Consider the following 21,097-nt stretch of genomic DNA (forward strand, 5'->3'; position numbering starts at 1 on the left):
GTCCGTTCGGGGGATGCGGCGGTGGGGTCGGAATCAGCGTCGGGGTCGGGGTCGGGGTCGGGGGAGCGGCCCGGGGTCACCGGGTCGGGCCCGAGGGGATGGCGGGTGGGGTGGGGAGAGTGGCGAGGGCGCCGTCGAGGCCGGCGGTGAGGAGAGCGGCGACCGGGCCGGTGGGGTCGGCGAGGTGGCCGTCGACGAGCAGGCCGCGGTCGGTCAGCCAGGCGGTGAACTCCGGCGCGGCGCGCAGGTTGAACAGCTCGCGCATGCCGGCGGCGTCGTGGTAGCTGGTCGACTGGTAGCCGAGCATGACGTCGTCGGCGCTCGGGACGCCCATCACGAACGTGCAGCCCGCGGCGACCAGCAGGACGAGCAGGTCGTCGTTGGTGTTCTGGTCGGCGTCGACATGGTTCGTGTAGCAGACGTCGCAGCCCATCGGCAGGCCCAGCAGCTTGCCGACGAAATGGTCCTCCAGGCCGGCGCGGGTGATCTGGCGGGCGTCGGCGAGGTATTCCGGGCCGATGAAACCGACGACCGAGTTGACGAGGAACGGGTCGAACGCCCGGGCCACCCCGTGCGCCCGCGCCTCGCAGGTGAGCTGGTCGACGCCGTGGTGGGCGTCGGCGGACAGCGCGCTGCCCTGCCCGGTCTCGAAGTACATGACCTGCTCGCCGACGAAGTCGCCCGGCCGGTCCCGGCGGTGGTGGGCGAGCACGGCCTCCCGGCCCTCGGCCAGCAGGTCCAGGGTGATCCCGAAGCTCGTGTTCGCCGCCTCCGTGCCGGCGACCGACTGGAACAGCAGGTCCACCGGCGCGCCGGCGGCCAGGGCGGCGAGCTGGGTGGTGAGGTGCGCGAGCACGCACGTCTGGGTCGGCAGCGCCAGTGCGTCGACCAGAGCGCCGAGGCCGCGCAGGATGTCCCCGACCTGCTCGACCGACTCGCGCGCCGGGTTGACGCCGAGTACCGCGTCACCGCAGCCGTGCAGCAGGCCGTCGAGCACCGACAGCAGGATGCCCTCCAGGTTGTCGGCGGGATGGTTCGGCTGCACCCGCACGCCGAGGACGCCCGCCTCGCCGATCGTGTTGCGGCAGCGGGTGACCGTCCGCAGCGGCTTCGCGGCACAGATCAGGTCCTTGTCGCTCATGATCTTCGCGGTGGCGGCGGCGATCTCGGGGGTGATCGCGCGGGCCAGGCCGTCGTCACGCCAGCGCGCCGGGAACGACGGCGACAGCACGAGCTCGCGGAACTCACCCACAGTCAGCGAGGTCAGCGGAGCGAACAACGCGGTGTCGTGGCCGCGCAGGATCAGGTCGGTGACCGCGTCGTCGATCAGCGGCGCGGCGACGATCTCGCCGAGCGTGACGTCGGCGAGCGCGAGCTTGGCCGCCACCCGCTCGCGCGCCGACCCGGCGGCGATCCCGGCGAGCTGGTCGCCGGACTTTTCCTCGTTCGCCTTCGCGAACAGCCCCGCCAGATCGGCGAAGACGTGCCGCTCGCCGCGCAACGTCACCCGGTAGGCCAATGCCGCCACCTCCCGTCCCCAACGCCCTCCGCTCGCGTAACGGTACGGACCTTTGCCCGGGCGGCCGATGGAGCCGTATTACGGTGCTCCCCGTGCCAGAGGACGGGAACGGGAACGCGGGGGCGGTGCCGTCGGGTTGGGGGGCCGTGCGATGAGCGCAACCTCGGCGGAGGGGCTGCTCGGGCTGGACGAGACCGTCGACGAGGTGCTCGGCGCCTACGATCTCGGGCCGGCGCCGAAGGCCACCCTCCTGCACGTCTCGGAGAACGTCACCTACCAGGTGGACGACCCGGCCGGCGGGCGTCGCTGGGCGCTGCGGCTGCATCGCCCCGGCTACCACAGCCTCGCCGAGATCCACGGGGAGCTTGCCTGGGTGGCCGCCCTTCGCGCCGACGGTGTCGTGCGCACTCCGCCGGTTGTCCCGACCCGCACCGGCGCCCTCGTGGCGACCGCGACCGGGCGGCATGCCGTGCTGTTCGAGTGGGTCGACGGCCGGTCGCCCGAGGCCCTGGAACTCGCCGCGCTGCAAGGGACGTTCAGCCAGCTCGGCGACGTCACCGCCCGGCTGCATCGGCACGCGCGGAGCTGGGCCCGCCCGCCGTCGTTCGCCCGCTTCGCCTGGACCTGGGAGAGCACCCTCGGCCCCGCTGCCCGGTGGGGGAGCTGGATCTCCGGCCTGCGCACGGCGCTGGCCGAGGCGGTCGTCGTCGGAGCGGACGCAGCCGCGGGCGTGGACGACCCGGGATCGCGGGTCGTCCACGCGCCGGGATCTCAGGTCGCCGCCGGGCGGGGATCGCGGGGTGGCGCTGCGGGTGAGGCCGTGGAGCTGCTGGGCCGGGCCGTCGCCGTCGCCGAGGAGCGCCTGGCGGCCTTCGGCCGGGGGCCGCAGCGGTTCGGGCTCATCCATGCGGACATGCGGATGGCGAACCTCCTCGTCCCCGACGACGCTCTGGTCATCGGCACGGGAGGCGCGAGCGCGGCGCAGGCGGCGAAGTCAGCGAAGTCAGCGAAGTCAGCGAAGTCAGTGAAGGCGGACGAGGTGTGCGTCATCGACTTCGACGACTGCGGCTTCGGCTGGTATCTGTGGGATCTCGCGGCGTCGCTGTCGTTCATCGAGCACCTGGACTCCGCCGGCGATCTCGTCGCCGCGTGGCTCGCCGCCTACCAGCGGCGGCTCCCGCTGACCGCCGCGGACGTCGCGATGATCCCGACCTTCGTGCTGCTGCGCCGGCTGCTGCTCGTCGCGTGGCTCGGCACCCACCCGCACTCCGACGCGGTGCCCAGCATCCCGGCGTACGCCCGCGAGAGCTGCGACCTCGCCGAGGCCTACCTGAACGGCCGCCTGCTCGCCGGCTGACCGCGGCCGGGCCGGACGGCAAGCCGGGGCGGACGGCATGCCGGGGCGGACGGTCAAGTCTGGCCGCTTGAACGTCTCGTCCGCCGGGGACTATGCGGACATCACCCCGCATCGACGAAAGGACGTGCCACATGTTCACCTCGGTCGCGGGTCGGACCGTCGTGGTCACCGGCGGGAGTAAGGGGATCGGCAAGGGCATCGCCAGGGTCTTCGCGAGGGCGGGGGCGAACGTCGTGCTCAGCGGCCGGGACGTCGTCGCCGCGGCCACCACGGCCCAGGAGCTCGACGAGCTCGGCGAGGGCACCGTCAGCTTCGTGCTCGCCGACGCGGCCAGCGCCGAGGACAACGCGCGGCTGGCCCGGACCGTCGCCGAGCGGCACGGCGGGGTCGACGTCGTCTGCGCCAACGCCGGGATCTTCCCGTCCGCGCCGCTGGCGACGATCACGGAGGCCGACATCGACGAGGTGCTGGGCACGAACGTCAAGGGCGCCATCCTCACCGTGCAGGCGTTCCTGCCGGCGCTGGTCGCCTCCGGCCGCGGCCGGGTGATCCTCACCTCGTCGATCACCGGGCCGGTCACCGGTCATCCCGGCTGGTCGCACTACGGGGCGTCCAAGGCGGCCTTGCTCGGGTTCATGCGCACCGCCGCGGTCGAGCTCGCCCGGGATCGGGTCACCGTGAACGCGGTGCTCCCGGGCAACGTCCGCACCGAGGGACTCGACGAGCTGGGCGCGGACTACCTGAACTCGATGGAGGCCGCGATCCCGATGCGCCGGCTCGGAGAGGTTGACGAGGTCGGTCACGCGGCGCTGTTCCTTGCCTCGGACGAGGCCTCCTACATCACCGGGCAGGCGCTGGTGATCGACGGCGGTCAGGTCCTGCCCGAGTCGCCGGCCGCCCTGCAGGCGTCGTGACGCCGCGCGCGCCGTGGACGGCGGCTCAGGCCGTCACGGACAGCGGGGTGCCGCCGGTGACCCGGACGAGCTCCTCGTAGGTCGTCGGAAAGACGGTGTGCGGGGTGCCGGCGGCGGCCCAGATCCGGGGGTGGTCCGCGAGCGTCACGTCGACGACGGTGCGCAGCGGCGCCGGATGACCCACCGGGGCCACCCCGCCGATGGCCTGCCCGGTCGCCTCCCGCACCTGGGCGGCGCTGGCCCGGGACAGGGCGGCCACTCCGAGCCGGGCGGCCAGCGAGCCGGTGTCGACGCGGTGGCTGCCGCTGGTCAGCACCAGCACCGGCCGCGCGGCCTCCGTGACGAACACCAGGCTGTTGGCGATCGCGCCCACCTCGCAGCCGACCGCCGCAGCCGCCTCCGCCGCCGTCCGCGCCGAGTCGGGCAGCTCGCGGATCGCCCGCGCGGCCTGCTCCGCCCCGGCTGCGTGCAGCGCCTCGGCGACCAGACGGCTGCGCGGCGGCAGTCCGGCGAAGTCAGGTCCGGCGGTCTCGATGCCGGTCCCGGGATCGGCGCTGGTCGCGGTCTCGGTGCTGGTCGCGGTCTCGGTGCCGGTCAGGGTTTCGATGAGGGTCTGGGGCTCGGTACCGGTCTGGGTCACGGTGCGGTCTCCTGACGATCGTCGGCTTCGGGGTTCTGTGCCGTTTCAGGGTTCGGTGCCGTCCGCGGTGCCGGGTCCGAGTATCGCGCGAGCAGTTCGGTCGCGATGCGCCGTAGGTGCGCGGCGACGCCGTCGGGTTGGCCGGGCGGTTCGTCGACGATGACCCGCGCGCCGAACCCGGCGAGATCGGCGGCGGCGACGGCCGCGCTCGGGAACGAGGCGCACAACGCCGTCCAACCGGCGGTGCCACCCGCGGCGTCGAGTGGGTCGGTCCAGTCGGTCGGACTGGCCGAGTCGACCGGGTTGGCCGCGGTGCCGACCGTGTCGGCGGCGGTGCCTGCGCCGGCGGTGTCTGCGCCGGCGGTGTCTGCGCCGGCGGTGTCTGCGTCGGCGGTGCCAAGGTGCGCGATGCCGGCCGGGACATGCTCGGCGCCGGCGACGGTGCCCCCGCCCGCGGGGGGCCCGGCCGGCCGTTCGATGCGGCCGCGGGCGCCCAGCACGCCGAGCAGGATCGGGACGATCGCGGGATCGGCGCGCAGCCGGACCCGGTAGGCCCACATCCGTTCCTCGACCGCGCGGCGCGACTGCGCCCAGAGGGCCGGCAGGTCGAGGTCGGCGGGCCGGTGCGCAGGCTCGTGGAGCTCGGTGACCGACTCGATGCGGGAGACCCGCAGCGTTCGTGGACCGTCGTCCGTCCCGGCGACGAGGTACCAGGTGTCACCCTTCTGGACCAGGCCGTAGGGGTCGACGTCCCGGTCGCGGGCGGGCGCGCCGGCCGCGCGGGCGGCCCGGCCGGCGTAGCGGACCCGGGCGCGGTGGCCCGCCCGCAGGATCCCGGCCAGCTTCGCGAGCTGGGCGGGCGGTGTCACGGCCGGGCCACCCCAGCGGCCCGGGTCGACGAGCAAGGTGGCGGTAACGGCCTCGGTGTCCGGGCGGGTCGCCGCGGGCAGGGCCGCCAGCAGCTTGCGCAGCGCCGAGTCCACCGCGGGCTCCAGCCCGAGCCCGGGACGCGCCGCCGAACCCGCGACCAGGAACAGCCCGTGCGCCTCGTCGGCGGTGAGCCCCGACAGATCGCTGCGCCAGCCGTGGACCAGCCGCCACCCGCCGCCGTATCCCCGTTCGGAGTACAGCGGCACCCCGAGTTCGCCGAGGACGTCGAGGTCCCGGCGGACCGTCCGGTCGCTGACGCCGAGCCGCCCGGCGATCTGCGCGGCGGTGAGCCGCTCGTGCGCCTGCAGCAGCATGATGATGGCGATCAGCCGACTCGCACGCACCCGATCACCGTAGGCCGGCGGCGGTGCGCGGCGTCGGGCCGGTGGCCGGGCGGGCTGGTGGGGTGGTCCGGTGGGGTGGCCCGCGGCCGCGCTCGCGGCGGGCGTCCCGGCCGGCTCAGGGGGTCACGATCGCGAACGCGGGGTCGGGCGCGTCGAGCAGTCCCAGCAGCCGGGCCAGGACGGTGGCGTCGCCGTCGACGGCCAGCGTGTCGTGCGCGACCTGCCCACCGAGCAGCCCGAGTAGCTGCGCGCGGCTGAGACGCACGGTGGCATCCGCGGCGCCGGCGCCGGCGCCGGCGCGGACGTCTGGGTCGGGGTTGGGCCAGTGCGTGAACGCGCCGTGGGAGAGCACGCTGCGGTGGCGCTGCCCGGCGCCGGTGACCATCATCGACCTTCCCGAAATCTGCGCACGGATCTCTCCGGCCCTGCCGGGATCTCGGGCCGAAGTTTCGGCACGGACCATCGCCGGCCCGAGACAGAATTCGCGGTCCCGCCGGCATGCGGCATTACCGAGAGTGATGAGTCCGTACCCGGAATCTGGCGTGGTCATGTTTCGCGAGGTGCCGCGCGGGCGGGGCGCGTCCGGCGCTGGGAACAGGACAGAAGGCGACCTGTTCGGTGGCTACCGTCGCCCTCGAACACGCCGCGACGACTGACGGCGACCGAAGACGACCGAAGGAGCACCCGCCCGCATGAACCCGCTGGATGACCCGCGCCCGCTGCTCGACCGTGCCCTCGACCAGGCGGGGCGGCTCGTCGCCGCCGTCGAGCCGGACCAGACCGCGCTGCCGACCCCCTGTTCCGAATTCGACGTCGCCACCCTGGTCGGGCACCTGTTCACCGTGGTCGCGCGGATCGCGGTCGTCGGTCGGGGCGGTGACCCCCGGGAGCTGCCTCCGGTGACCACCGGGGTGCCGTTGGACGGTTGGGCGGAGCGCTATGCGAAGTCCGCCGCCGACCTGCGTGCGGTCTGGTCCGACGACACCCTGCTCGACCGGCCCCTGCAGTTGCCCTGGGCGGTGCTGCCCGGCCGGGTCGCCGCGGCCGCCTACACCCAGGAGCTGACGATGCACTCCTGGGATCTTGCGGTCGCGACGGGCCGTACCGGCGGGCTCGATCCCGAACTCGCCGTCATCTCGCTGGAGATCGCCCGGCGGGCGGTGCCGGTCGAGGGCCGCGAGGAGATGCCCTTCGGCCCGGTGGTCGAGGTGCCCGCCGACGCGGACGCCTACCGTCGGCTGGCCGGCCACCTCGGTCGCACCATGTCCTGACGCCATGTCCTGACGCCGTGTTCTGACGAGCCGTGTCCTGACGAGCCGCCTCGCGCGGGCGGGCAACAGGAAAAACCGCCCTTTCACCGATTTCGGATGCGCCGATCCAGGCGCAGGGCACAAGCAGGGTTCAAGCGCCGGACAACGCGGTTCGCGTATTGGTGACGACGTGGCGTGTCGGCGGTTGTGCGGAGCGTGGCGAGGGTATTCAGTAGACGCGCCGGGGACGGCTTCCCGACGGGAGATCCGAACAGTCGGGGTGTCGTGACGGCGCATCTGCCGAAGGGATGGCCATGAAAATCATCAAGCGTTGCAGATCTCTGGTACTGGCTGTCGTCCTCGCCTTCGCCGCATTCCTGACGGCCGCGCCCGCCGGCGCGGTCACGCCGTCACCGGCAAGCCCAAGTCCGGCCGTCACCACGCCCGCGCCGCCGCCTCCGAAGGCGGTGGAAAAGCCGCACGAAGGCCCCAAGGACCACAAGGGGCAGCACCGGATCTTCCACCCCGGATACTGGGAGCCCGGATACTGGATTCCCGGTTACTGGTGGCACCACCACTACTTCCCCAAGGTCTGGCATCCCAAGGAATGGCACCCCGGCTTCTACTACTGGGGCAAGTGGTAAACCGCTTTACCGGTGGCTGCCCGATCTGGTGACCGCCTGCTGACCGCGGCGTCTGACACCGCGGCGCGCCGGGTTCCCGCCGTCGGCCCGCTCGGGTCGGCGGTGGGAAGCCCGGCCGTCCGCGCGGGCGCGGTCGTCCGGCCTCGCGCGGTCATGCGGCTCGGACGGCCATGCGGCTCGGACGGCCATGCGGCTCGGACCGTCATGCGGCTCGGACGGTCATGCGGCTCGCGCGGTCATCCGGCCCGCAGGATCCGTCCGCACCGTGGTTTGCCGGGCACCGGGACGAACTTCTTACCGTCCTTGGTGACCTGCACGTAGTCGTAGCAGGGCGCGATGTTGGCCACGCCCTTGCTCAGGTTGATCGGCGCCGGCAGCAGCCCGTCGGCGTCGAAGCGGGTCTGGCGGCGCAGGCCGGCGAGCGCGCCGGCGCGGGTCGGGCAGACGCCGGCGGCGGTGATCCCGCGCAGCAACAGGTCGGCGCTGATCCAGCCGATCAGCGCCGTGCCGTCCGGCAGCGCGGCGGCCTGCGGGGCGTAGGTGGCCATCGCGGCGAGGAACCGCCGGTGCGCCGGGGTGTTGAGCTCGAACGGCGTGTAGTCGAGGAACGCGTACGCCCCCGCGGCGGAGTCCCCGAACCGGGCGAGTTGGCTGCGGTCGTAGCTGGTCGGGTTGCCCAGGATCGCCTTGAGGTCGACGCCGGCGTCCTGCACCGCGGCGACGATCTGGTAGAAGTTCGGCGCCGGGACGAAGGCGATGAGGCTGTCGGCGCCGGAGTCCCGGACCTCGTCGGCGAACCGGTCGGCGTCGAAGGGCCCGCTGGGCACCTGCAGGTTGTCCGCGACCTTCAGGCCGGCGGCGAGCACGCTCCTGCGGGCGGCATCGGCCATCGACCTGGTGGCCGAGGACAGTTCCAGGGAGACCGTGACCGCGCGGTGCGCGCCTCGGTTGGCGAGGAACTCGCCCCAGCCGCTGGAGGTGGGTTCCTCCACCGTCGGCCGGGAGTAGCTGAACACGTTCGAGCGGGGCGCCAGCGACGGATCGGTGATCTGCCCGTCGACGACGGGCACCCCGGCGGACTCCAGCAGGTGCGCCGATCCGGAGGCCGCCACGCTGAACTGGAGGATGCCGAGCGCCTTGTCGCGCTGCGCGAGAGCACGCCCGCCGACGGTGTTCAGCTCGGGGGCCGCCTCGTCGTCCTCGATGCTGTAGGAGAGCCGGCGCCCGTAGATCCCGCCGTTGGCGTTCTGCTCGCCGAGGCGGGCGTCCACGCCCGCCCGGAACAGCGCGCTGGGGTCGCCGTCGTACGGCGAGCCGGAGTACAGCATGCCGAGGTCGATCTTGCTCCGGTCGGCGCCCGGCGTCGGTGCGCACGGGTCCGCCCCACCGTTTCGGGCCTGGCTCAGGATGTCTCCGCCGTTCCCGCCGCCGCACGCGGTCATGCCGACGACCATGCTGGCGACCGCGGCAACCGCCGCGACGCATGAACGCAGGCTTCTTCTCATTACCCACCTTTTTTGTGCCTTGCGCGGTGGCCGCCGACCAATGCGGCGGACCGGCCCTTTCGAGCCCCTGCGCCGGCCCATGGGTGGTGGTCGGGCCGGTGCCCGGTGAATGTCGGCGGCCGGGCCAGGAGCAGCACAAGGTACAGGGCGTCGCAAAGAGGGATTCGTCGTGTTCTGATTCCGGGCGTCGGTGCTACGCCTTTCGGGGTGTATACCGCGGCGCAGTGCGACGCCGAGATGGTCCGGCCCGTGGGCGGTGGGTGCCCCGACCGGGTGAATGCGTGATGCGACTCATTGACCGGTGCTGACGGCCGCCCCGGTCGATGTCATCGGCCCGGCCGTATTACCGGTGTGGGGGGTGCGGTGATGCCGATCCGGCCTGCGGATGCACGCTGTTCTCCGGGCCCCGGCGATGCGCGGACGCGCGCGGAGTCCGCCGTGACGGCCGCACTCCGGGTTCCGAGTCGGCGAAAGTGGCCGCGGGTAAAATTTCCTGCATATCGGCTGCCGGCCAGCGCGGCAAATCCGCCCCCACCGTCGGTGGGCACCGCGCACCGGGCGGCGCCCACCGGCCGTCCGGTGGGCGGGCCGCAGCGGCCCGGCGCACCACCCCCGGCTCAGTCCCGCGCAACTGCGGGTGACCTGGGTCATGCCTGGCGGGGAGTCCCGTCGGTCTGGCTCGGGCGTACGGGAGCCCGGCGGCCGACGACGACCGAGGCGATGACGACCACCGCCGTCCCGACGCCGACCGGCGTCAGCGGCTCACCGAGCAGCAGAGCCGCCCAGAGCAGTGTCAGCACCGGTTGGGCGAGCTGGAGCCGCCCGACCCGCGCCACCCCGCCGAGGGCGAGCCCCCGATACCAGACGACGAAGCCGAGGAACATGCTGACGACGCTGACGTAGCCCAGTCCGGTGGCGGCCCCGGCCGTCACCTGGCGCGGCGGATGCACGGCGAGGCCGATCGCGGTCAGCGGCACCGTGACCGGCAGCGCCGCCAGCAGCGCCCAGCAGATCACCGCCGCGCCGTCGAAGCGCCGCGCCAGCACCCCGCCCGCCGCGTATCCGAGGCCGACGAGCGCCACCGCGGCGAGCACCAGCACGTCGGCCAGCCGTGGCCGGCCCGCACCCTGGACCGCCGCGAAGGCCAGCACCGCGGCGAGCCCGACGCCCAGGGCCGCCCAGTAGGGCGGGGTCGGCCGCTCCCCGGCCAGCACCACCGCGAATCCGGCCGTCGCCGCCGGCGCCAGGCCCACCACGACGGCGGCGTGCGCGACCGGGACGTCCGCGAGCGCCCACGAGGTCAGCAGCGGGAACCCGACGACCACGGTCGCCGCGATGACGATCGTCGCCGCCCGCCCGTCGGGGGGGCACAGGGGCAGACCGCGGCGGCGCAGCAGGGCCGCCGCTAGGCCGGCAGCCAGCACGGCGCGGCCGGCGCCGACGGTGAGCGCCCCGAAGGCGGGTTCCGCGGCCCGGGTCGCGACCAGCGTGAGGCTGAACGCCACCACCCCCGCGGCGCCCGACACCAGCCCCCGCGCTTCCCCGCGCCCGACGAATGCGCTTTCCTTGTCCCTCATGTATGAGGATAGCGGTGGAAGCGCTGACGGGTCAGCGGCCGGGCGGGGCCGTGGGGGCGGCCCGGCGGGGATCGCCGACGAGCTGACCGCGCTGTGCGCCCGCCTGCCCGCAGGCTCGGCGTTGCCGAGCACCCGGGAGCTTCAACGCCGGCACCGGGCGAGCGCGCTGACCGTGCAGCGGGCCCTCGCGACGGTCGCCGCCCGCGGGCTGCTCGTCACCACGCCCGGCCGCGGCAGCGTCGTCGCCGAGCCGCCGGCGTCGCGGTCGACCGATCTGAGCTGGCAGACCGCCGCGCTCGGCGCCCGCGACGACCTGCCGCACGACATGACCGACCTCTACTCGCCCGTCCCCGACGGCGTGCTCGACCTCGCCTCGGCCTACCTGGATCCGGCGGCCCAGCCGGTGGGCCTGCTCGCGGCGGCCGCCGCCCGCGCCGCGCGCCGGCCCGGCGCCTGGGATCGCACCCCGGTCGCCGGCCTGCCCGACCTGCGCGGGCTGATCGCCGGCCTGGTCAGCCCGTCCCACACCGCGCAGGACGTGCTCGTCACCAGCGGCGGGCAGGCGGCGCTCGCGCTGGTCTTCCGCGCCCTCGGCCGGCCCGGCGAGGCCCTCGCGGTCGAGCACACCACCTATCCGGGGGCGCTGGCCGCCGCGCGGGCTGCCGGGCTCGTCCCGGTCCCGGTGCCGGCGGACGCCGCCGGGGTGCGTCCGGACGATCTCGCCGACGTCCTCGGTCGCAGCGGGGCCCGGCTGGTCTATCTCCAGCCGCGGCACGCCAACCCCACCGGGGCGGTGCTCGCCCCGGACCGCCGGCCGGCGGTGCTCGCCGCCCTGCGGGACCACCGCGCGTTCTGCGTCGAGGACGACTGGGTGGCGCCGCTGGACCTCACCGCGGTCAGCCCGCCCCCACTGGCCGCCGCCGATCCGGACGGTCACGTCGTGCACGTGCTGTCGCTGTCGAAGAGCGTGTCGCCGGGCCTGCGGATCGCGGCGGTCACCGCCCGTGGCCCCGTCGCGGCCCGGCTGGCCCGGGTGCGGATCACCGACGACCTGTTCGTCGCCCCGGTGCTCCAGCAGACCGCGGTGGAGCTGCTCAGCACCCCGGGTTGGCGCCGGCACCTGGCGGGGTTGCGCCGGGTGCTGCTGGCCCGCCGGGCGGCATTGCTCGCCGCGATCGCGCGGGCCCTGCCCACCCTCGACCCGCCGCAGCCGCCCAGCGGGGGTGTGCACGTCTGGCTGCCGCTGCCGCTCGGCGCCGACGATCGGCTCGTCACCGCGGCCGCCCGGCGGGCGGGCGTCGCCGTCGGCCCCGGCAGCGCCTACACCGTGGGCGAGGCCGTCGCCCCCCACCTGCGGCTGACCTACAGCCGCACCTCGGGCGAGGGCCTCGTCGCCGCGGTCGACCGGCTCGCCGTGGTGCTGCGCGACGGGTGAGGTGCTGCGCGACGGGTGAGGTCCGGGCCCGGGAGCGCCGTAGTCCCCCTCGGTCGTCCGGGCCAGACCCCGGACCGGGGGTCACGCTGGGCAGCGGTCGGGCCGATTCGGTCGGATCTGGGCCGCCGGACGGGCATAGGACGGGCATAGGTAACGGGGGCCGAGGGGCGCCACCGCCGCGGTGACGCCGCGCTTGGCCGGGTTGGACGGTGACGTTCAGATGGGGCGTGACGGCCGGACGGGGGACGAGGCACGCGCGCCCGCGCGGGGCCGTCCGCCCGCGCCCGCGCGGGCCCGCCCGCCCGGGTTCGGGGGGCCGCCCGTCGCCCGCTGGTGGCGGTGGACGGCGCTCGGTGTCGCCGTGGTCGTCGTCGCGGTGGCGCTGGCCACGCTGACGCTGCCCGCCCGGGCCGCGCTGATCGTGGTGCGGGCCGCCGGGCTCGCGTCGACGGCGTCCGGCGCGCTGGCCTGCTTCGTGACCGCGGCCCGGCGCGAGGGCGCGGAACGCACCTGGCGCGTGCTCGTCGGCGTGATGGTGCTGGCGCTGTCGGGGACGGCGCTCGCCTCGCTGCACGACGTCGTCCGGGGCGGACAACCCGTGCCGCACATCACCCTGCCCATGCTGGCGCTGCTGGCGCCGTGGCTGTGCGGGCTGGCCGGGGTGCTGCGCTACCCGGCCGAGCCGTTCGACACGCTCGCGCGCGGGACCGCCCGGCAGCGGCGCTGGTACCTGATCACGGTGCTCGACAGCGTCATCGTGACCGGTGCCGTGGCGCTGCTCGCCTGGGTGACGGTGCTGGAGAACGGCATCAAGGGGGACGACCATCCCGTCTACGACATCCTGCCCGCCCTCGTCGTGACCGCCGCCGCGCTCGTCACCGCCGTGACGATCATCCTGATCGCCACGTTCCGCCGGCCGCGTTCCCTGCTCGGCCTCGGTCTGCTCGGCTCGGGGCTGATGGTCTTCGCGCTGGCCATCATGATCTACCTGTACGCGACGACGCGGGACCTCGCCGACCTTCCGCGCATCCTGGACATGGGCTTCGTGACCGGCCCGCTGCTGGTGGGCCTCGCCGCGCTGCTGCCACCGGCGCAGCCGCCCCTCGCCGTCGTCCCGGCGGCGCAGTGGACCGCCGCACAGTACCGGCGGCGCTGGTGGCACGTCATGCTGCCGTACCTGCCGTTGCTCGTCGCGGGCGCCGTCGCGGTCGTGCGGGTGCTGGGGGCCGATCTGGCCGGGCAGGAGGAGATCTGGGCGTTGCTGTGCCTGCTCGTGCTGGCCCTCATCCGGCAGATGACGACGATGGCCGACAACGTGCGGCTGCTGGAGCGGTTGGAGGAGAACCAGGGGGAGCTGCGCCGGCTGGCCTTCCACGATCCACTGACGGGCCTGGCCAACCGGGCGCTGTTCGCCGACCGGCTCGACCAGGCCCTGTGCCGCTACGCCCGGGTGCCGCACCCGGTCGCCGTGGTCTTCTGCGATCTCGACGACTTCAAGCAGGTCAACGACGCGCTCGGGCACGCGGCCGGCGACGAGCTGCTGCGCGTCACCGCCCGCCGGCTCACCGCGGCCGTTCGGGCCACCGACACCGTGGCCCGCTTCGGCGGGGACGAGTTCGCCATCCTGCTCGAATCCGCGCCGGCGGGCGACGCCGAGGACCCGGTGGTGATCGGGCACCGGCTCGCGGAGGCGGTTCGCCTTCCGGTCCAGCACCTACGCCGTCGCGGCCAGTTTCGGGCTCGTCGTCGTCGGCACCGCCGACACCGCGATCACCGCCGAGACCCTGCTGCATCGCGCGGACCTGGCGATGTACTCCGCCAAGTCCGGCAAGAGCGGACTCCTCACGGTCTACGACGCCGAGCTCGGCGCGCCGGACACGGTCCCCGCCCTGCAGGCCGCCCTCGCCGCGGCCGCCCGCGACGACCCGAGCGGCGGCCGGCTCGGCGTCTGCCTGCGACCCGTCGTCGACCTGGCGACCGACGAGGTGCCCGCCTACCAGGCCCGGCTGGAATGGCACCACCCGCGGCTGGGCGTGCTCCGGCCGCAGCAGCTGGCCGCCCTGGGTGATTCGGCCGGTGTCGGGCCGGCCCTCGACCGGTTCCTGCTGCGCCACGCCCTGGCGTGGATCTCCCGCCGGACGCCGTCCGGCACGCGACCGGCGGCGGTGCACGTGCCGCTGCTCGCCGAGCGGGCGACCCGCGAGGGGCTGCCGGCGGAGATCTCCTCGGCGTTGGCCGACGCGGGGCTGCCGGCCGGCGCGCTCGTCCTCGACATCCGCGGGACGAGCCGGGACCGCGACCTCGACGCCACCGCTGAGGTCCTCACCCGGCTGCACCGCGCGGGTGTGCGGATCTCCCTGGCCGAGGTCGGCTCGGCGGACACCACCGTGGACAGCCTGCGGCTGCTGCCAGTCGACACGATCACCCTGCACCCCGCCTACACGGCGCTGTGGGTCGACCGGTCGACGCAGGACCGGCTGCGCATCCTCACCGACGCCTTCCTCGCCACCATGATCGACCTGGGGATCGAGGTGATCGCCGACGGTGTCGACAGCAGGTCGACGGCACGCCGCCTGCTCGAACGCGGCTGCCACCTCGCCACCGGCGACGTCGTCGACAACCGTTCCCCGCCATCCGCGACCGCCACCCGCGCGTGATCACGGGGGCATCCGGCGCGCGATCGTCGCCGGTTCCCGGCCGGCGAGCAGCCAGCCGGCCGCCGTGGCCGCCGACGGGAGTCCGACGAGGAAGATCAGCGGGTAGATCGCCGGCCCGTGGCGCGGGCTCAGCGGCCGGTGAAGCGGGGGTCGCGGCGCTCGGCGGTGGCCCGCACGCCCTCGGCGAAGTCGGTGGTGGCCCGCAGGAGGGCCTGCTCGGACGCCTCCCGGTCCGTGGCGGCCTGGATCGCGGGCACGAGGTCCGCCCACATCGTCTGCCGGATGCTGCGCACCGCCAGGGGCGCAGCCGCGGCGATCTCGGCGGCGAACGCGAGCGCCGCGTCGCGCAGGCCCTCCGCCGGAGCGAGGCGATCGGCCAGGCCGATCTCGAACGCCTCCTGCCCGCCGACCCGGCGGCCGGTGTAGAGCAGGTCCAGCGCCTTCTGCCGGCCGACGACCGCCGGCAGCGTCACCGACAGGCCGAAGCCCTGATGCAGGCCGAGCCGGGAGAAGTTCGCCACGAACCGGGTCTCGGGGCTCGCCACCCGGAAGTCCGCGGACAGCGCGAGCCCCACCCCGCCGCCGATCGCGCTGCCCTGCACCGCGGCCACCACCGGGATCGGGGCGGCGAACAGCCGCGCCGCCGCCCGGTAGAGCGCCGGCGCCCCCTCCTCGGCCGTGACCGCCGCCGCCGTGCTGGCGCCGGCGAAGTCGGCGCCCGCGCAGAAGTGCTTGCCCTGCGCGGCGAGGACGATCGCGCGGACCTCGGACCCGGCCGCGAGCTTGTCGTAGGTGTCGGCGAGCTCCTCGACGAGGTGCACGTCGAAGTAGTTGTGCGGCGGGCGGCGGATCTCGACGACCGCGACGTGGTCGGGCCGGGTCTCGACGGCGACGTCGCCGGACTCGCTCATGCTGATCCTCCGTTGTGCTGGTCGGTGCCGGCGGTTGCCGGGGGTCAGACGCCCCGTCCGCCATCCTGGCCGATCCGCCGGCCTGGGGCGCGCCGTACCGGCCGGGCGTAATCGGGTGACCGGCGCTCGGCCGTCCGGCCGCGGCTTATACCGCATCCGCCGCATTGCCGGGCGGTGGCTGCTTCAATTTCGTCGGCTATGCGTATCGCTGGCGTGTCACCGGCCGATCACTGAGAATAGTTCCCGTCGGCTTCCGGGGATTTTCAGCGGCCTCGGGGCCGAGTGCGGTGTGCCCTTCATGGGTGCTCCGTGCTGTTTATCGGCGATCCACCTGGGGTTTCTTTCGTGGTGGGGTGGATCGGCCCGGTGGAATCCGTGAACCCGTGCCGGGGAAAGGAAGATCATGACTGTTGACGATCTCTACTCGCACACGCTGGTCGGGGCGCCGACAAGCGCCGCGACCGCTGCGCCAGAGGCACCGGGAGAACCCGCCCCGGACGGCCGAACCTGGGCCCGTGGGGACTACTCGGTGATCGCCCGCCTGCTCGTCGGACTCGGCGGCGACCTCGTCCGGGCCGCGGGGATCGCCCCCGTCAACCGGGTGCTCGACGTCGCCACCGGCAGTGGCAACGCGGCCATCGCGGCCGCGGAGCTGGGCGCGGACGTGACCGCCTCCGACCTCACGCCCAAGCTGATCGAGCGGGGCCGGCAGGCGGCGGCCGACCGCGGCATCAGCATGGAATGGGTGGAAGCGGACGCGGAGCTGCTGCCCTTCGCCGACGACGACTTCGACGTGGTGCTGTCCTGCATCGGCGCCATGTTCGCGCCCGACCAGGCGGCCACGGCCCGGGAGCTGGCGCGGGTGTGCCGTCCGGGCGGCACGGTGGCGATGGCGAACTGGACCGCCGGCGGGGCGATGGGACGGCTGTTCGCGCTGCTGGAGCGGCACGCCCCCACCCGTCCGGACGGTGCGCCGGCGCCGACCGACTGGGGCGACCCGGCCCACGTGCGCGCCCTGTTCGGTGATCGGGTCACCCGGCTGGAAACGCACCGGCGCACGGCCCGCCTGGACTTCGCCGGCTCGCCGGCGGAATGGTGCGCGCTCTACCGGGCGTGTTTCGCCCCGGTGGTCGAGACATACGAACGTCTCGGCACGAATCCGAAACTCCTCGCCGCCCTCGACGACGACCTGCTGAGATTCGCCGCCGGCGAGTATCTCGGCCCGCTGGGCGGTCCGGGCCGCTACGAGTTCGAATATCTCCTGGTGTTGGCCGAACCGGCTGCCTGACGGCGCTTTACCGCCTCGGCCCGCTCCCCAGCTCCCCGGCCGCCGCTTTGCCTCGGTGGTGGGTTCAGCGGCCGGGGGCAGGCCAGAACACCGCCTGCGGGACCGGCGAGCTCGCCGAGCGGGACGAGCCGACGATGATCCCGGTGGGAGTGACGGCCCACGCGTTGCCGTAGGAGCCGCCGAGGGTGGCGAGCTGGGTGAGCCCGCCGGCCTGCCAGCGGAAGGCGCGCGTGGTGCCGTCGGCGGACGCCGTCACCGTGCCGCAGGCGACCCCCTGGTCGTTCAGGTCGGCCGGTTCGACGGAGCTGCCGGCCACCCGCAGCGGGGTGCTGCGCCCGGCCTGCCAGAGGAAGGCGCCGTTCGTGGTCCCGTACGAGCTGACGAGCACCTGCCCGGCGTTGTTGATCGCCACCGCGCTGGAGGTGGTGTCGCCGGGCAGGGTGCCGAGGTCGATCGCGCGGCCCCGGTCCCACAGCACGGCGCGGCGGTGGCCGTCCGCGGTCTCGCTGTGGCCGACGATCTGCCCGCGCTCGTTGACGGCGACGGCGGTGCTCGACGAGCCGCCAAGGGTGCCGAGGTCGTGGATCGCCCCCCCGAACCAGACGACGGCGTGCGACTGCCCGGCGGCGGTCGCGCTGGAGCCGACGATGTGGCCTGCGGCGTTCACGTCGACGGCTTCGCTCGACGGGCCGCCGAGGGTGCCGAGGTCCTGCGGCCGGAGGTCCTGCCACAGGGTGGCGTGCTGCGCGCCGCTGTCGGTGCTGCTGTAACCGACGACGGCCCCACTGCGGCTGACGGCGTTCGCGCTGCTGCGGTATCCGCCGATGGTGTTGGTGCCGCCGAGGAACCCCAGCCGCTGGTAGTTCCCGTTGAACCAGCGGAACGCCTGGCGGTCGTAGTGGCTCACCACGTCGCCGATGACGACGCCGGCCTCGTTCACGGCCGTCGGATCGTTGCTGCCGTCGAGGAAGTGCACGGTCCCGTCGCGCCAGATGCCGCCGATGGCGCTGTACGGGAAGTCGTCCCAGCTACCGACGAGCAGCCCGGCGGCGTTCCCGGCCCTGAGCCGGCCCGCGCTGTAGAGACTGGGGCCGGGGACGAGCACCGGCGGCCGTCCGAACGGGGAACGCGGCAGCGGCACCGCGGCCGGTGCGGTCCCGATCGCGGCGTCGCCCGTCGCTGCCGCGGCGGGTGTGACCGCGCCGAGCGCGAGTGGAGCGGTGGCGCCGGCCAGCGCGGCCAGCCGCATGAATGTCCTGCGGTCGTTCGGCACGTGGTCCGCCTTCCCAGTCCGCCCGACGGAGGACCTGGCGCTCTCCACCGTGCAACTACCCTATGGAGTTGAAGGGTGGCGCTAGGTTGCGGTGTCGTCAATGAGCGACACGCCCCGGCGGTCGGCGGGACGGTTGGCGACCGGCGGGACGGTTGGCGACCGGTGGGACGGGTGGTGTCAGCCGGGACGGGCGGCGGTCAGCCGTGGAAGCAGGGCGCCGACCGCGAAGCAGACGGCGGCCGAGATGACGGTCAGCGAGGCGTCGACGGCGGTGGTGGGCGACAGCAGGCGGGTCGCGGAGAGGACGAAGACGCCGAACAACCCGACCGCGCAGCCGGCGGGCAGGAACCGCAACCCCCGCTGCCACCAGGTGGCCGGCGTGGCGTGTCGACCGAGCGGGAGCAGCGCCACCGCCCACAGCAGCCCCATCAGGACCAGCAGACCGAGCCCGAACAGGCCGTAGACGGACAGCAGCGAGCCGTGCACGCTCGCGGTTCCGGACGCCTTCGCCACGGTGTGCAGATCGGTGTCCCGCAGCGCGACCTCGACCGGCATCAGCCCGGTGGCCCGCCCGTCCAGGTCCCGGATGTCGAGATCGACCGTCCAGTTCGCCGAGCCGCGGGCCGGCACCGTCGTGCGGACGCGGGTGTCGTAGTCGAAGAAGGTCAGGCCCAGCACGGTGCCGCTCAGCCGCACCGAGTCGACGTCCACGTCCGACCGGCTCAGGTTCTGCACGCCGACCACCACTCGGGCTACCGCGCCGGCGTCGAGGACGAGATCGCCCCGGCCGAGCGGCTGGCCGTCGACGGTCACGGCCAGCTCCACGCCACCCCCCGGTACCGCACGGGCAGCGGGTGCCGCAGACAACATGAGCCAACCGAGGCACGCCGCCAGGCAAACAGTGATAAGAATTCTTTCCCGAGCCGGCCGCGCGGCCGGCATTGCGATTGTCACTACTTCCCCCCGCGACCGGGATGCGCGGCCGGTCTGCTGTTATTCTAACGATCGTCGTATGGTGGGACTTCCACCAAACGTGCATCACGTGTTTTCGCGGGTCGTGGGGACGGGCCGGCCTCAACGTGTTGCCGGTCGCACCCGGGGGGGCGCACTGGTGTCTGGCCATCGATCGGCTGACCGGCTCATGGGGCGGTCTCGGCGCGGCGTCGTGCCGACCGTCTTTCTCGGCGTTCTGCTCCTTTGCGTGGGAGCGGGGGTGGCCGGCGGCCTGGCCGGGCCACCCCGGCTGGCGGGCGTGAACGCCGCCGCGACGGCCACCGACGCCCCGCCGCATTCCGCCGGCGCGCAGGATTCGGCAGTCGCGACGGATTCCGCCGATTCGTCGGGTGCCGCCGCTGTGTCGGGTTCCGCAGCCGAGTCGGGTTCCGGCGGGGCCGGGGGTACTTCCACCGGCGGCGGCCCGTCGGGTGGCCAGTCCCCGTCGGGTGGCACGCCGCCGAGTTCCGGCGGCGCAACCTCGGGGTCTCCGACCACGGATCCCGCGCCGCAGCCCCCGCCCAGGCCGACGACTCCGGCACCCGCGCCGCAGACCCCCGACGGCGAGGACTCCCCGTCGCCGAGCGGCCTAGGGCCCTCGGACACGCCCAGCCCTACCGGCCCGACGAACACTCCGTCCGCCTGCCCGAGTGGGACGACCGTCGCCGCCGGCGGGGACTGCACGCACACGCCGACGGCCTGCCCGGCGCAGGCCGGTGCCGGTGCCTGCCCGACGTCTCCGCCGGTGTGCCCGACCGGCGCGACCCCCGGCCCGAACGGGACCTGCGGATCCACCCCGACGTGCCCAGCGCCGTCCCGCGGCGTTCCCGCCGGAAACTGCCATGCGCCGACCTGCAGCCCGCAGCCCGCGCTCCCGGACTCGCCCGTCGTCGAGGTTGAGCCGTCCACCGATCCCTGCTCCACGCCCTGCCCCGCCGGATCGTCGCCGGCGCCGGGTTGCGGCACGCAGCCGCCGTGCGAGAGCCCGGCCCCGGCTCGCCCCCGCGGCCCGGCGGCGGCTGCCGCCACGCCCTGCCCCTCGCCGACCGCCACCCGGACCGACCAGGCCGCGCCCACGCCGACCAGCGGTTCGCCGTCGCCGCACGCCGCCTCGGTCACCTGCCCGGACGGGTCGGTGCGGGCCACCGCCGACCAGTGCCCGTTGCCGCAGCGGTTCTGCGCCGGCTCGCCGGTCGGGGTGCCGGTGGGTGAGGCGTGCCCGGCTCCGACGCCGTCACCGCCGGTTCCGGTCGTCTGCTGGGACGGCTCGGTGCGGGCGGCGACGCTGGACTGCCCGGCCGGGCGGCGGCTGTGCCCAGGGGGCGTCGCGGTGCCCCTCGACGAGCAGTGCGCCGTCCCGGCGCCGCCGCGCTGCGCGAAGGGCACGGTCCGCGTGCTCGGAAAGTGCACCCCGGTGCTCCCCGCCGGGGCACCGGAACCGCCCGTCGGCACCCCGGTGGCGCGGGAGGCGCAACCCGGGGAGCTGCTGTTCGACCGGACCGTCGTCACCGCGGGGGACACCCTGTTCGCCCGCGGCGCCGGCTGCCGGCCCGGGGCGCCGGCCGTGCTCACGGCCAGCGGCGAACTCGTCGGGCGGGCAGTCGCCGACCAGGCCGGTACCTTCGAGACTGTCGTCCAGTTCGCCAGCTTCCGGCCGGGCTACCGCCCGGTCAGGGCGGACTGCGGCAAGGACCTCGACGCCGGCATCGACATGGTGCTCGTCTCCGCGGACACCAGCGCGACGGCGTCGTCGGTCCTGCTGCCGCTGTTCCTCGCGCTGTCCTTCCTGGCCGTGCACTACCAGCTCGCGGCTCGGGGCCGGCGCCGGGCCAGGGCGCAGCGCCGCTAGCCGCCGGCCGA

19 protein-coding genes are annotated in these 21,097 nt (G+C 74.6%); 9 read left to right on the forward strand and 10 right to left on the reverse strand.

What is annotated here, in order from left to right; all coding sequences use genetic code 11:
- Positions 1 to 76: 76 nt before the first annotated feature.
- The gene (gene eutB / locus AC5R91_RS26000; RefSeq protein ID WP_495393914.1) at positions 77 to 1,528 is read right to left on the reverse strand and encodes an ethanolamine ammonia-lyase subunit EutB; all 1,452 of its coding nucleotides are present in this window, start codon (positions 1,526 to 1,528) and stop codon (positions 77 to 79) included.
- Positions 1,529 to 1,670: 142 nt separating this feature from the next.
- Here eutB and AC5R91_RS26005 point away from each other — a divergent pair, with 142 nt between their 5' ends.
- Together AC5R91_RS26005 and fabG are read left to right on the forward strand one after the other, a co-directional pair.
- Positions 1,671 to 2,876 carry a phosphotransferase enzyme family protein gene (locus AC5R91_RS26005; protein WP_495393915.1) on the forward strand — a complete coding sequence of 402 codons (1,206 nt, stop codon included), beginning with the start codon at positions 1,671 to 1,673 and terminating at the stop codon, positions 2,874 to 2,876.
- 131 nt (positions 2,877 to 3,007) lie between these two features.
- Positions 3,008 to 3,790, forward strand: coding sequence for a 3-oxoacyl-ACP reductase FabG (gene fabG, locus AC5R91_RS26010; RefSeq protein ID WP_495393916.1), 783 nt, complete (start codon positions 3,008 to 3,010; stop codon positions 3,788 to 3,790).
- A 25-nt stretch (positions 3,791 to 3,815) separates the two neighbouring features.
- Here fabG and AC5R91_RS26015 read toward each other — a convergent pair whose 3' ends face one another.
- The 3 genes from AC5R91_RS26015 to AC5R91_RS26025 all read right to left on the reverse strand — a co-directional run bounded on the left by AC5R91_RS26015 (position 3,816) and on the right by AC5R91_RS26025 (position 6,089).
- Positions 3,816 to 4,430 carry a YbaK/EbsC family protein gene (locus AC5R91_RS26015; protein WP_495393917.1) on the reverse strand — a complete coding sequence of 205 codons (615 nt, stop codon included), beginning with the start codon at positions 4,428 to 4,430 and terminating at the stop codon, positions 3,816 to 3,818.
- Positions 4,427 to 5,704 carry a helix-turn-helix transcriptional regulator gene (locus tag AC5R91_RS26020; protein ID WP_495393918.1) on the reverse strand — a complete coding sequence of 426 codons (1,278 nt, stop codon included), beginning with the start codon at positions 5,702 to 5,704 and terminating at the stop codon, positions 4,427 to 4,429. Before AC5R91_RS26020 ends, AC5R91_RS26015 begins: the two co-directional genes overlap by 4 nt.
- Before the next feature lie 115 nt (positions 5,705 to 5,819).
- A complete protein-coding gene (locus AC5R91_RS26025) occupies positions 5,820 to 6,089 on the reverse strand; it encodes an alkyl sulfatase C-terminal domain-containing protein (RefSeq protein ID WP_495393919.1) in 270 nt (89 codons plus the stop codon).
- A gap of 307 nt (positions 6,090 to 6,396) precedes the next feature.
- Here AC5R91_RS26025 and AC5R91_RS26030 point away from each other — a divergent pair, with 307 nt between their 5' ends.
- Positions 6,397 to 6,975 carry a TIGR03086 family metal-binding protein gene (locus AC5R91_RS26030; RefSeq protein WP_495393920.1) on the forward strand — a complete coding sequence of 193 codons (579 nt, stop codon included), beginning with the start codon at positions 6,397 to 6,399 and terminating at the stop codon, positions 6,973 to 6,975.
- Positions 6,976 to 7,268: 293 nt separating this feature from the next.
- A complete protein-coding gene (locus AC5R91_RS26035; protein WP_495393921.1) occupies positions 7,269 to 7,598 on the forward strand; it encodes a hypothetical protein in 330 nt (109 codons plus the stop codon).
- A gap of 236 nt (positions 7,599 to 7,834) precedes the next feature.
- Here AC5R91_RS26035 and AC5R91_RS26040 read toward each other — a convergent pair whose 3' ends face one another.
- A complete protein-coding gene (locus tag AC5R91_RS26040) occupies positions 7,835 to 9,103 on the reverse strand; it encodes an ABC transporter substrate-binding protein (protein WP_495393922.1) in 1,269 nt (422 codons plus the stop codon).
- Positions 9,104 to 9,750: 647 nt separating this feature from the next.
- Positions 9,751 to 10,680: an EamA family transporter gene (locus tag AC5R91_RS26045; RefSeq protein ID WP_495393923.1), complete on the reverse strand. Its 930-nt coding sequence runs from the start codon at positions 10,678 to 10,680 to the stop codon at positions 9,751 to 9,753.
- Between AC5R91_RS26045 and AC5R91_RS26050 the strand changes: the two genes are divergently transcribed.
- The 3 genes from AC5R91_RS26050 to AC5R91_RS26060 all read left to right on the forward strand — a co-directional run bounded on the left by AC5R91_RS26050 (position 10,679) and on the right by AC5R91_RS26060 (position 14,772).
- Positions 10,679 to 12,115, forward strand: a complete 1,437-nt coding sequence (locus AC5R91_RS26050; protein ID WP_495393924.1) for an aminotransferase-like domain-containing protein — start codon at positions 10,679 to 10,681, stop codon at positions 12,113 to 12,115. The genes AC5R91_RS26045 and AC5R91_RS26050 overlap by 2 nt on opposite strands.
- Before the next feature lie 220 nt (positions 12,116 to 12,335).
- Positions 12,336 to 14,183 carry a diguanylate cyclase domain-containing protein gene (locus tag AC5R91_RS26055; RefSeq protein WP_495393925.1) on the forward strand — a complete coding sequence of 616 codons (1,848 nt, stop codon included), beginning with the start codon at positions 12,336 to 12,338 and terminating at the stop codon, positions 14,181 to 14,183.
- Positions 14,086 to 14,772: an EAL domain-containing protein gene (locus AC5R91_RS26060; RefSeq protein WP_495398065.1), complete on the forward strand. Its 687-nt coding sequence runs from the start codon at positions 14,086 to 14,088 to the stop codon at positions 14,770 to 14,772. Before AC5R91_RS26055 ends, AC5R91_RS26060 begins: the two co-directional genes overlap by 98 nt.
- A 128-nt stretch (positions 14,773 to 14,900) precedes the next feature.
- Here AC5R91_RS26060 and AC5R91_RS26065 read toward each other — a convergent pair whose 3' ends face one another.
- Entirely contained in the window at positions 14,901 to 15,683 is a 783-nt protein-coding gene (locus AC5R91_RS26065; RefSeq protein WP_495393926.1) for an enoyl-CoA hydratase/isomerase family protein, read from the reverse strand.
- A gap of 403 nt (positions 15,684 to 16,086) precedes the next feature.
- Here AC5R91_RS26065 and AC5R91_RS26070 point away from each other — a divergent pair, with 403 nt between their 5' ends.
- A complete protein-coding gene (locus AC5R91_RS26070; protein WP_495393927.1) occupies positions 16,087 to 16,971 on the forward strand; it encodes a class I SAM-dependent methyltransferase in 885 nt (294 codons plus the stop codon).
- Positions 16,972 to 17,035: 64 nt separating this feature from the next.
- Here AC5R91_RS26070 and AC5R91_RS26075 read toward each other — a convergent pair whose 3' ends face one another.
- The 3 genes from AC5R91_RS26075 to AC5R91_RS26085 all read right to left on the reverse strand — a co-directional run bounded on the left by AC5R91_RS26075 (position 17,036) and on the right by AC5R91_RS26085 (position 20,647).
- On the reverse strand, positions 17,036 to 18,244 hold the full coding sequence (locus tag AC5R91_RS26075) for an HAF repeat-containing protein (RefSeq protein ID WP_495393928.1): 1,209 nt from the start codon (positions 18,242 to 18,244) through the stop codon (positions 17,036 to 17,038).
- Between the two features lie 177 nt (positions 18,245 to 18,421).
- Entirely contained in the window at positions 18,422 to 19,057 is a 636-nt protein-coding gene (locus AC5R91_RS26080) for a hypothetical protein (RefSeq protein WP_495393929.1), read from the reverse strand.
- A 261-nt stretch (positions 19,058 to 19,318) separates the two neighbouring features.
- Entirely contained in the window at positions 19,319 to 20,647 is a 1,329-nt protein-coding gene (locus tag AC5R91_RS26085) for a hypothetical protein (protein WP_495393930.1), read from the reverse strand.
- A 4-nt stretch (positions 20,648 to 20,651) separates the two neighbouring features.
- On the opposite strand from AC5R91_RS26085, the gene AC5R91_RS26090 reads away from it, so the two are divergent.
- Positions 20,652 to 21,086 (forward strand): hypothetical protein, encoded by a 435-nt coding sequence (locus tag AC5R91_RS26090; protein WP_495393931.1) that lies wholly within the window; start codon positions 20,652 to 20,654, stop codon positions 21,084 to 21,086.
- The last annotated feature ends 11 nt before the right edge of the window (positions 21,087 to 21,097 follow it).

This window comes from Frankia sp. BMG5.60 (assembly GCF_059428125.1).

Excerpts from the sequence above, each read along its gene's own strand:
- AC5R91_RS26005 (WP_495393915.1), top strand. The coding sequence starts at position 1,671 with ATGAGCGCAACCTCGGCGGAGGGGCTGCTCGGGCTGGACGAGACCGTC.
- fabG (WP_495393916.1), top strand. The coding sequence starts at position 3,008 with ATGTTCACCTCGGTCGCGGGTCGGACCGTCGTGGTCACCGGCGGGAGT.
- AC5R91_RS26025 (WP_495393919.1), bottom strand. The coding sequence starts at position 6,089 with ATGGTCACCGGCGCCGGGCAGCGCCACCGCAGCGTGCTCTCCCACGGC.
- AC5R91_RS26030 (WP_495393920.1), top strand. The coding sequence starts at position 6,397 with ATGAACCCGCTGGATGACCCGCGCCCGCTGCTCGACCGTGCCCTCGAC.
- AC5R91_RS26035 (WP_495393921.1), top strand. The coding sequence starts at position 7,269 with ATGAAAATCATCAAGCGTTGCAGATCTCTGGTACTGGCTGTCGTCCTC.
- AC5R91_RS26040 (WP_495393922.1), bottom strand. The coding sequence starts at position 9,103 with ATGAGAAGAAGCCTGCGTTCATGCGTCGCGGCGGTTGCCGCGGTCGCC.
- AC5R91_RS26050 (WP_495393924.1), top strand. The coding sequence starts at position 10,679 with ATGTATGAGGATAGCGGTGGAAGCGCTGACGGGTCAGCGGCCGGGCGG.
- AC5R91_RS26045 (WP_495393923.1), bottom strand. The coding sequence starts at position 10,680 with ATGAGGGACAAGGAAAGCGCATTCGTCGGGCGCGGGGAAGCGCGGGGG.
- AC5R91_RS26055 (WP_495393925.1), top strand. The coding sequence starts at position 12,336 with ATGGGGCGTGACGGCCGGACGGGGGACGAGGCACGCGCGCCCGCGCGG.
- AC5R91_RS26065 (WP_495393926.1), bottom strand. The coding sequence starts at position 15,683 with ATGAGCGAGTCCGGCGACGTCGCCGTCGAGACCCGGCCCGACCACGTC.
- AC5R91_RS26070 (WP_495393927.1), top strand. The coding sequence starts at position 16,087 with ATGACTGTTGACGATCTCTACTCGCACACGCTGGTCGGGGCGCCGACA.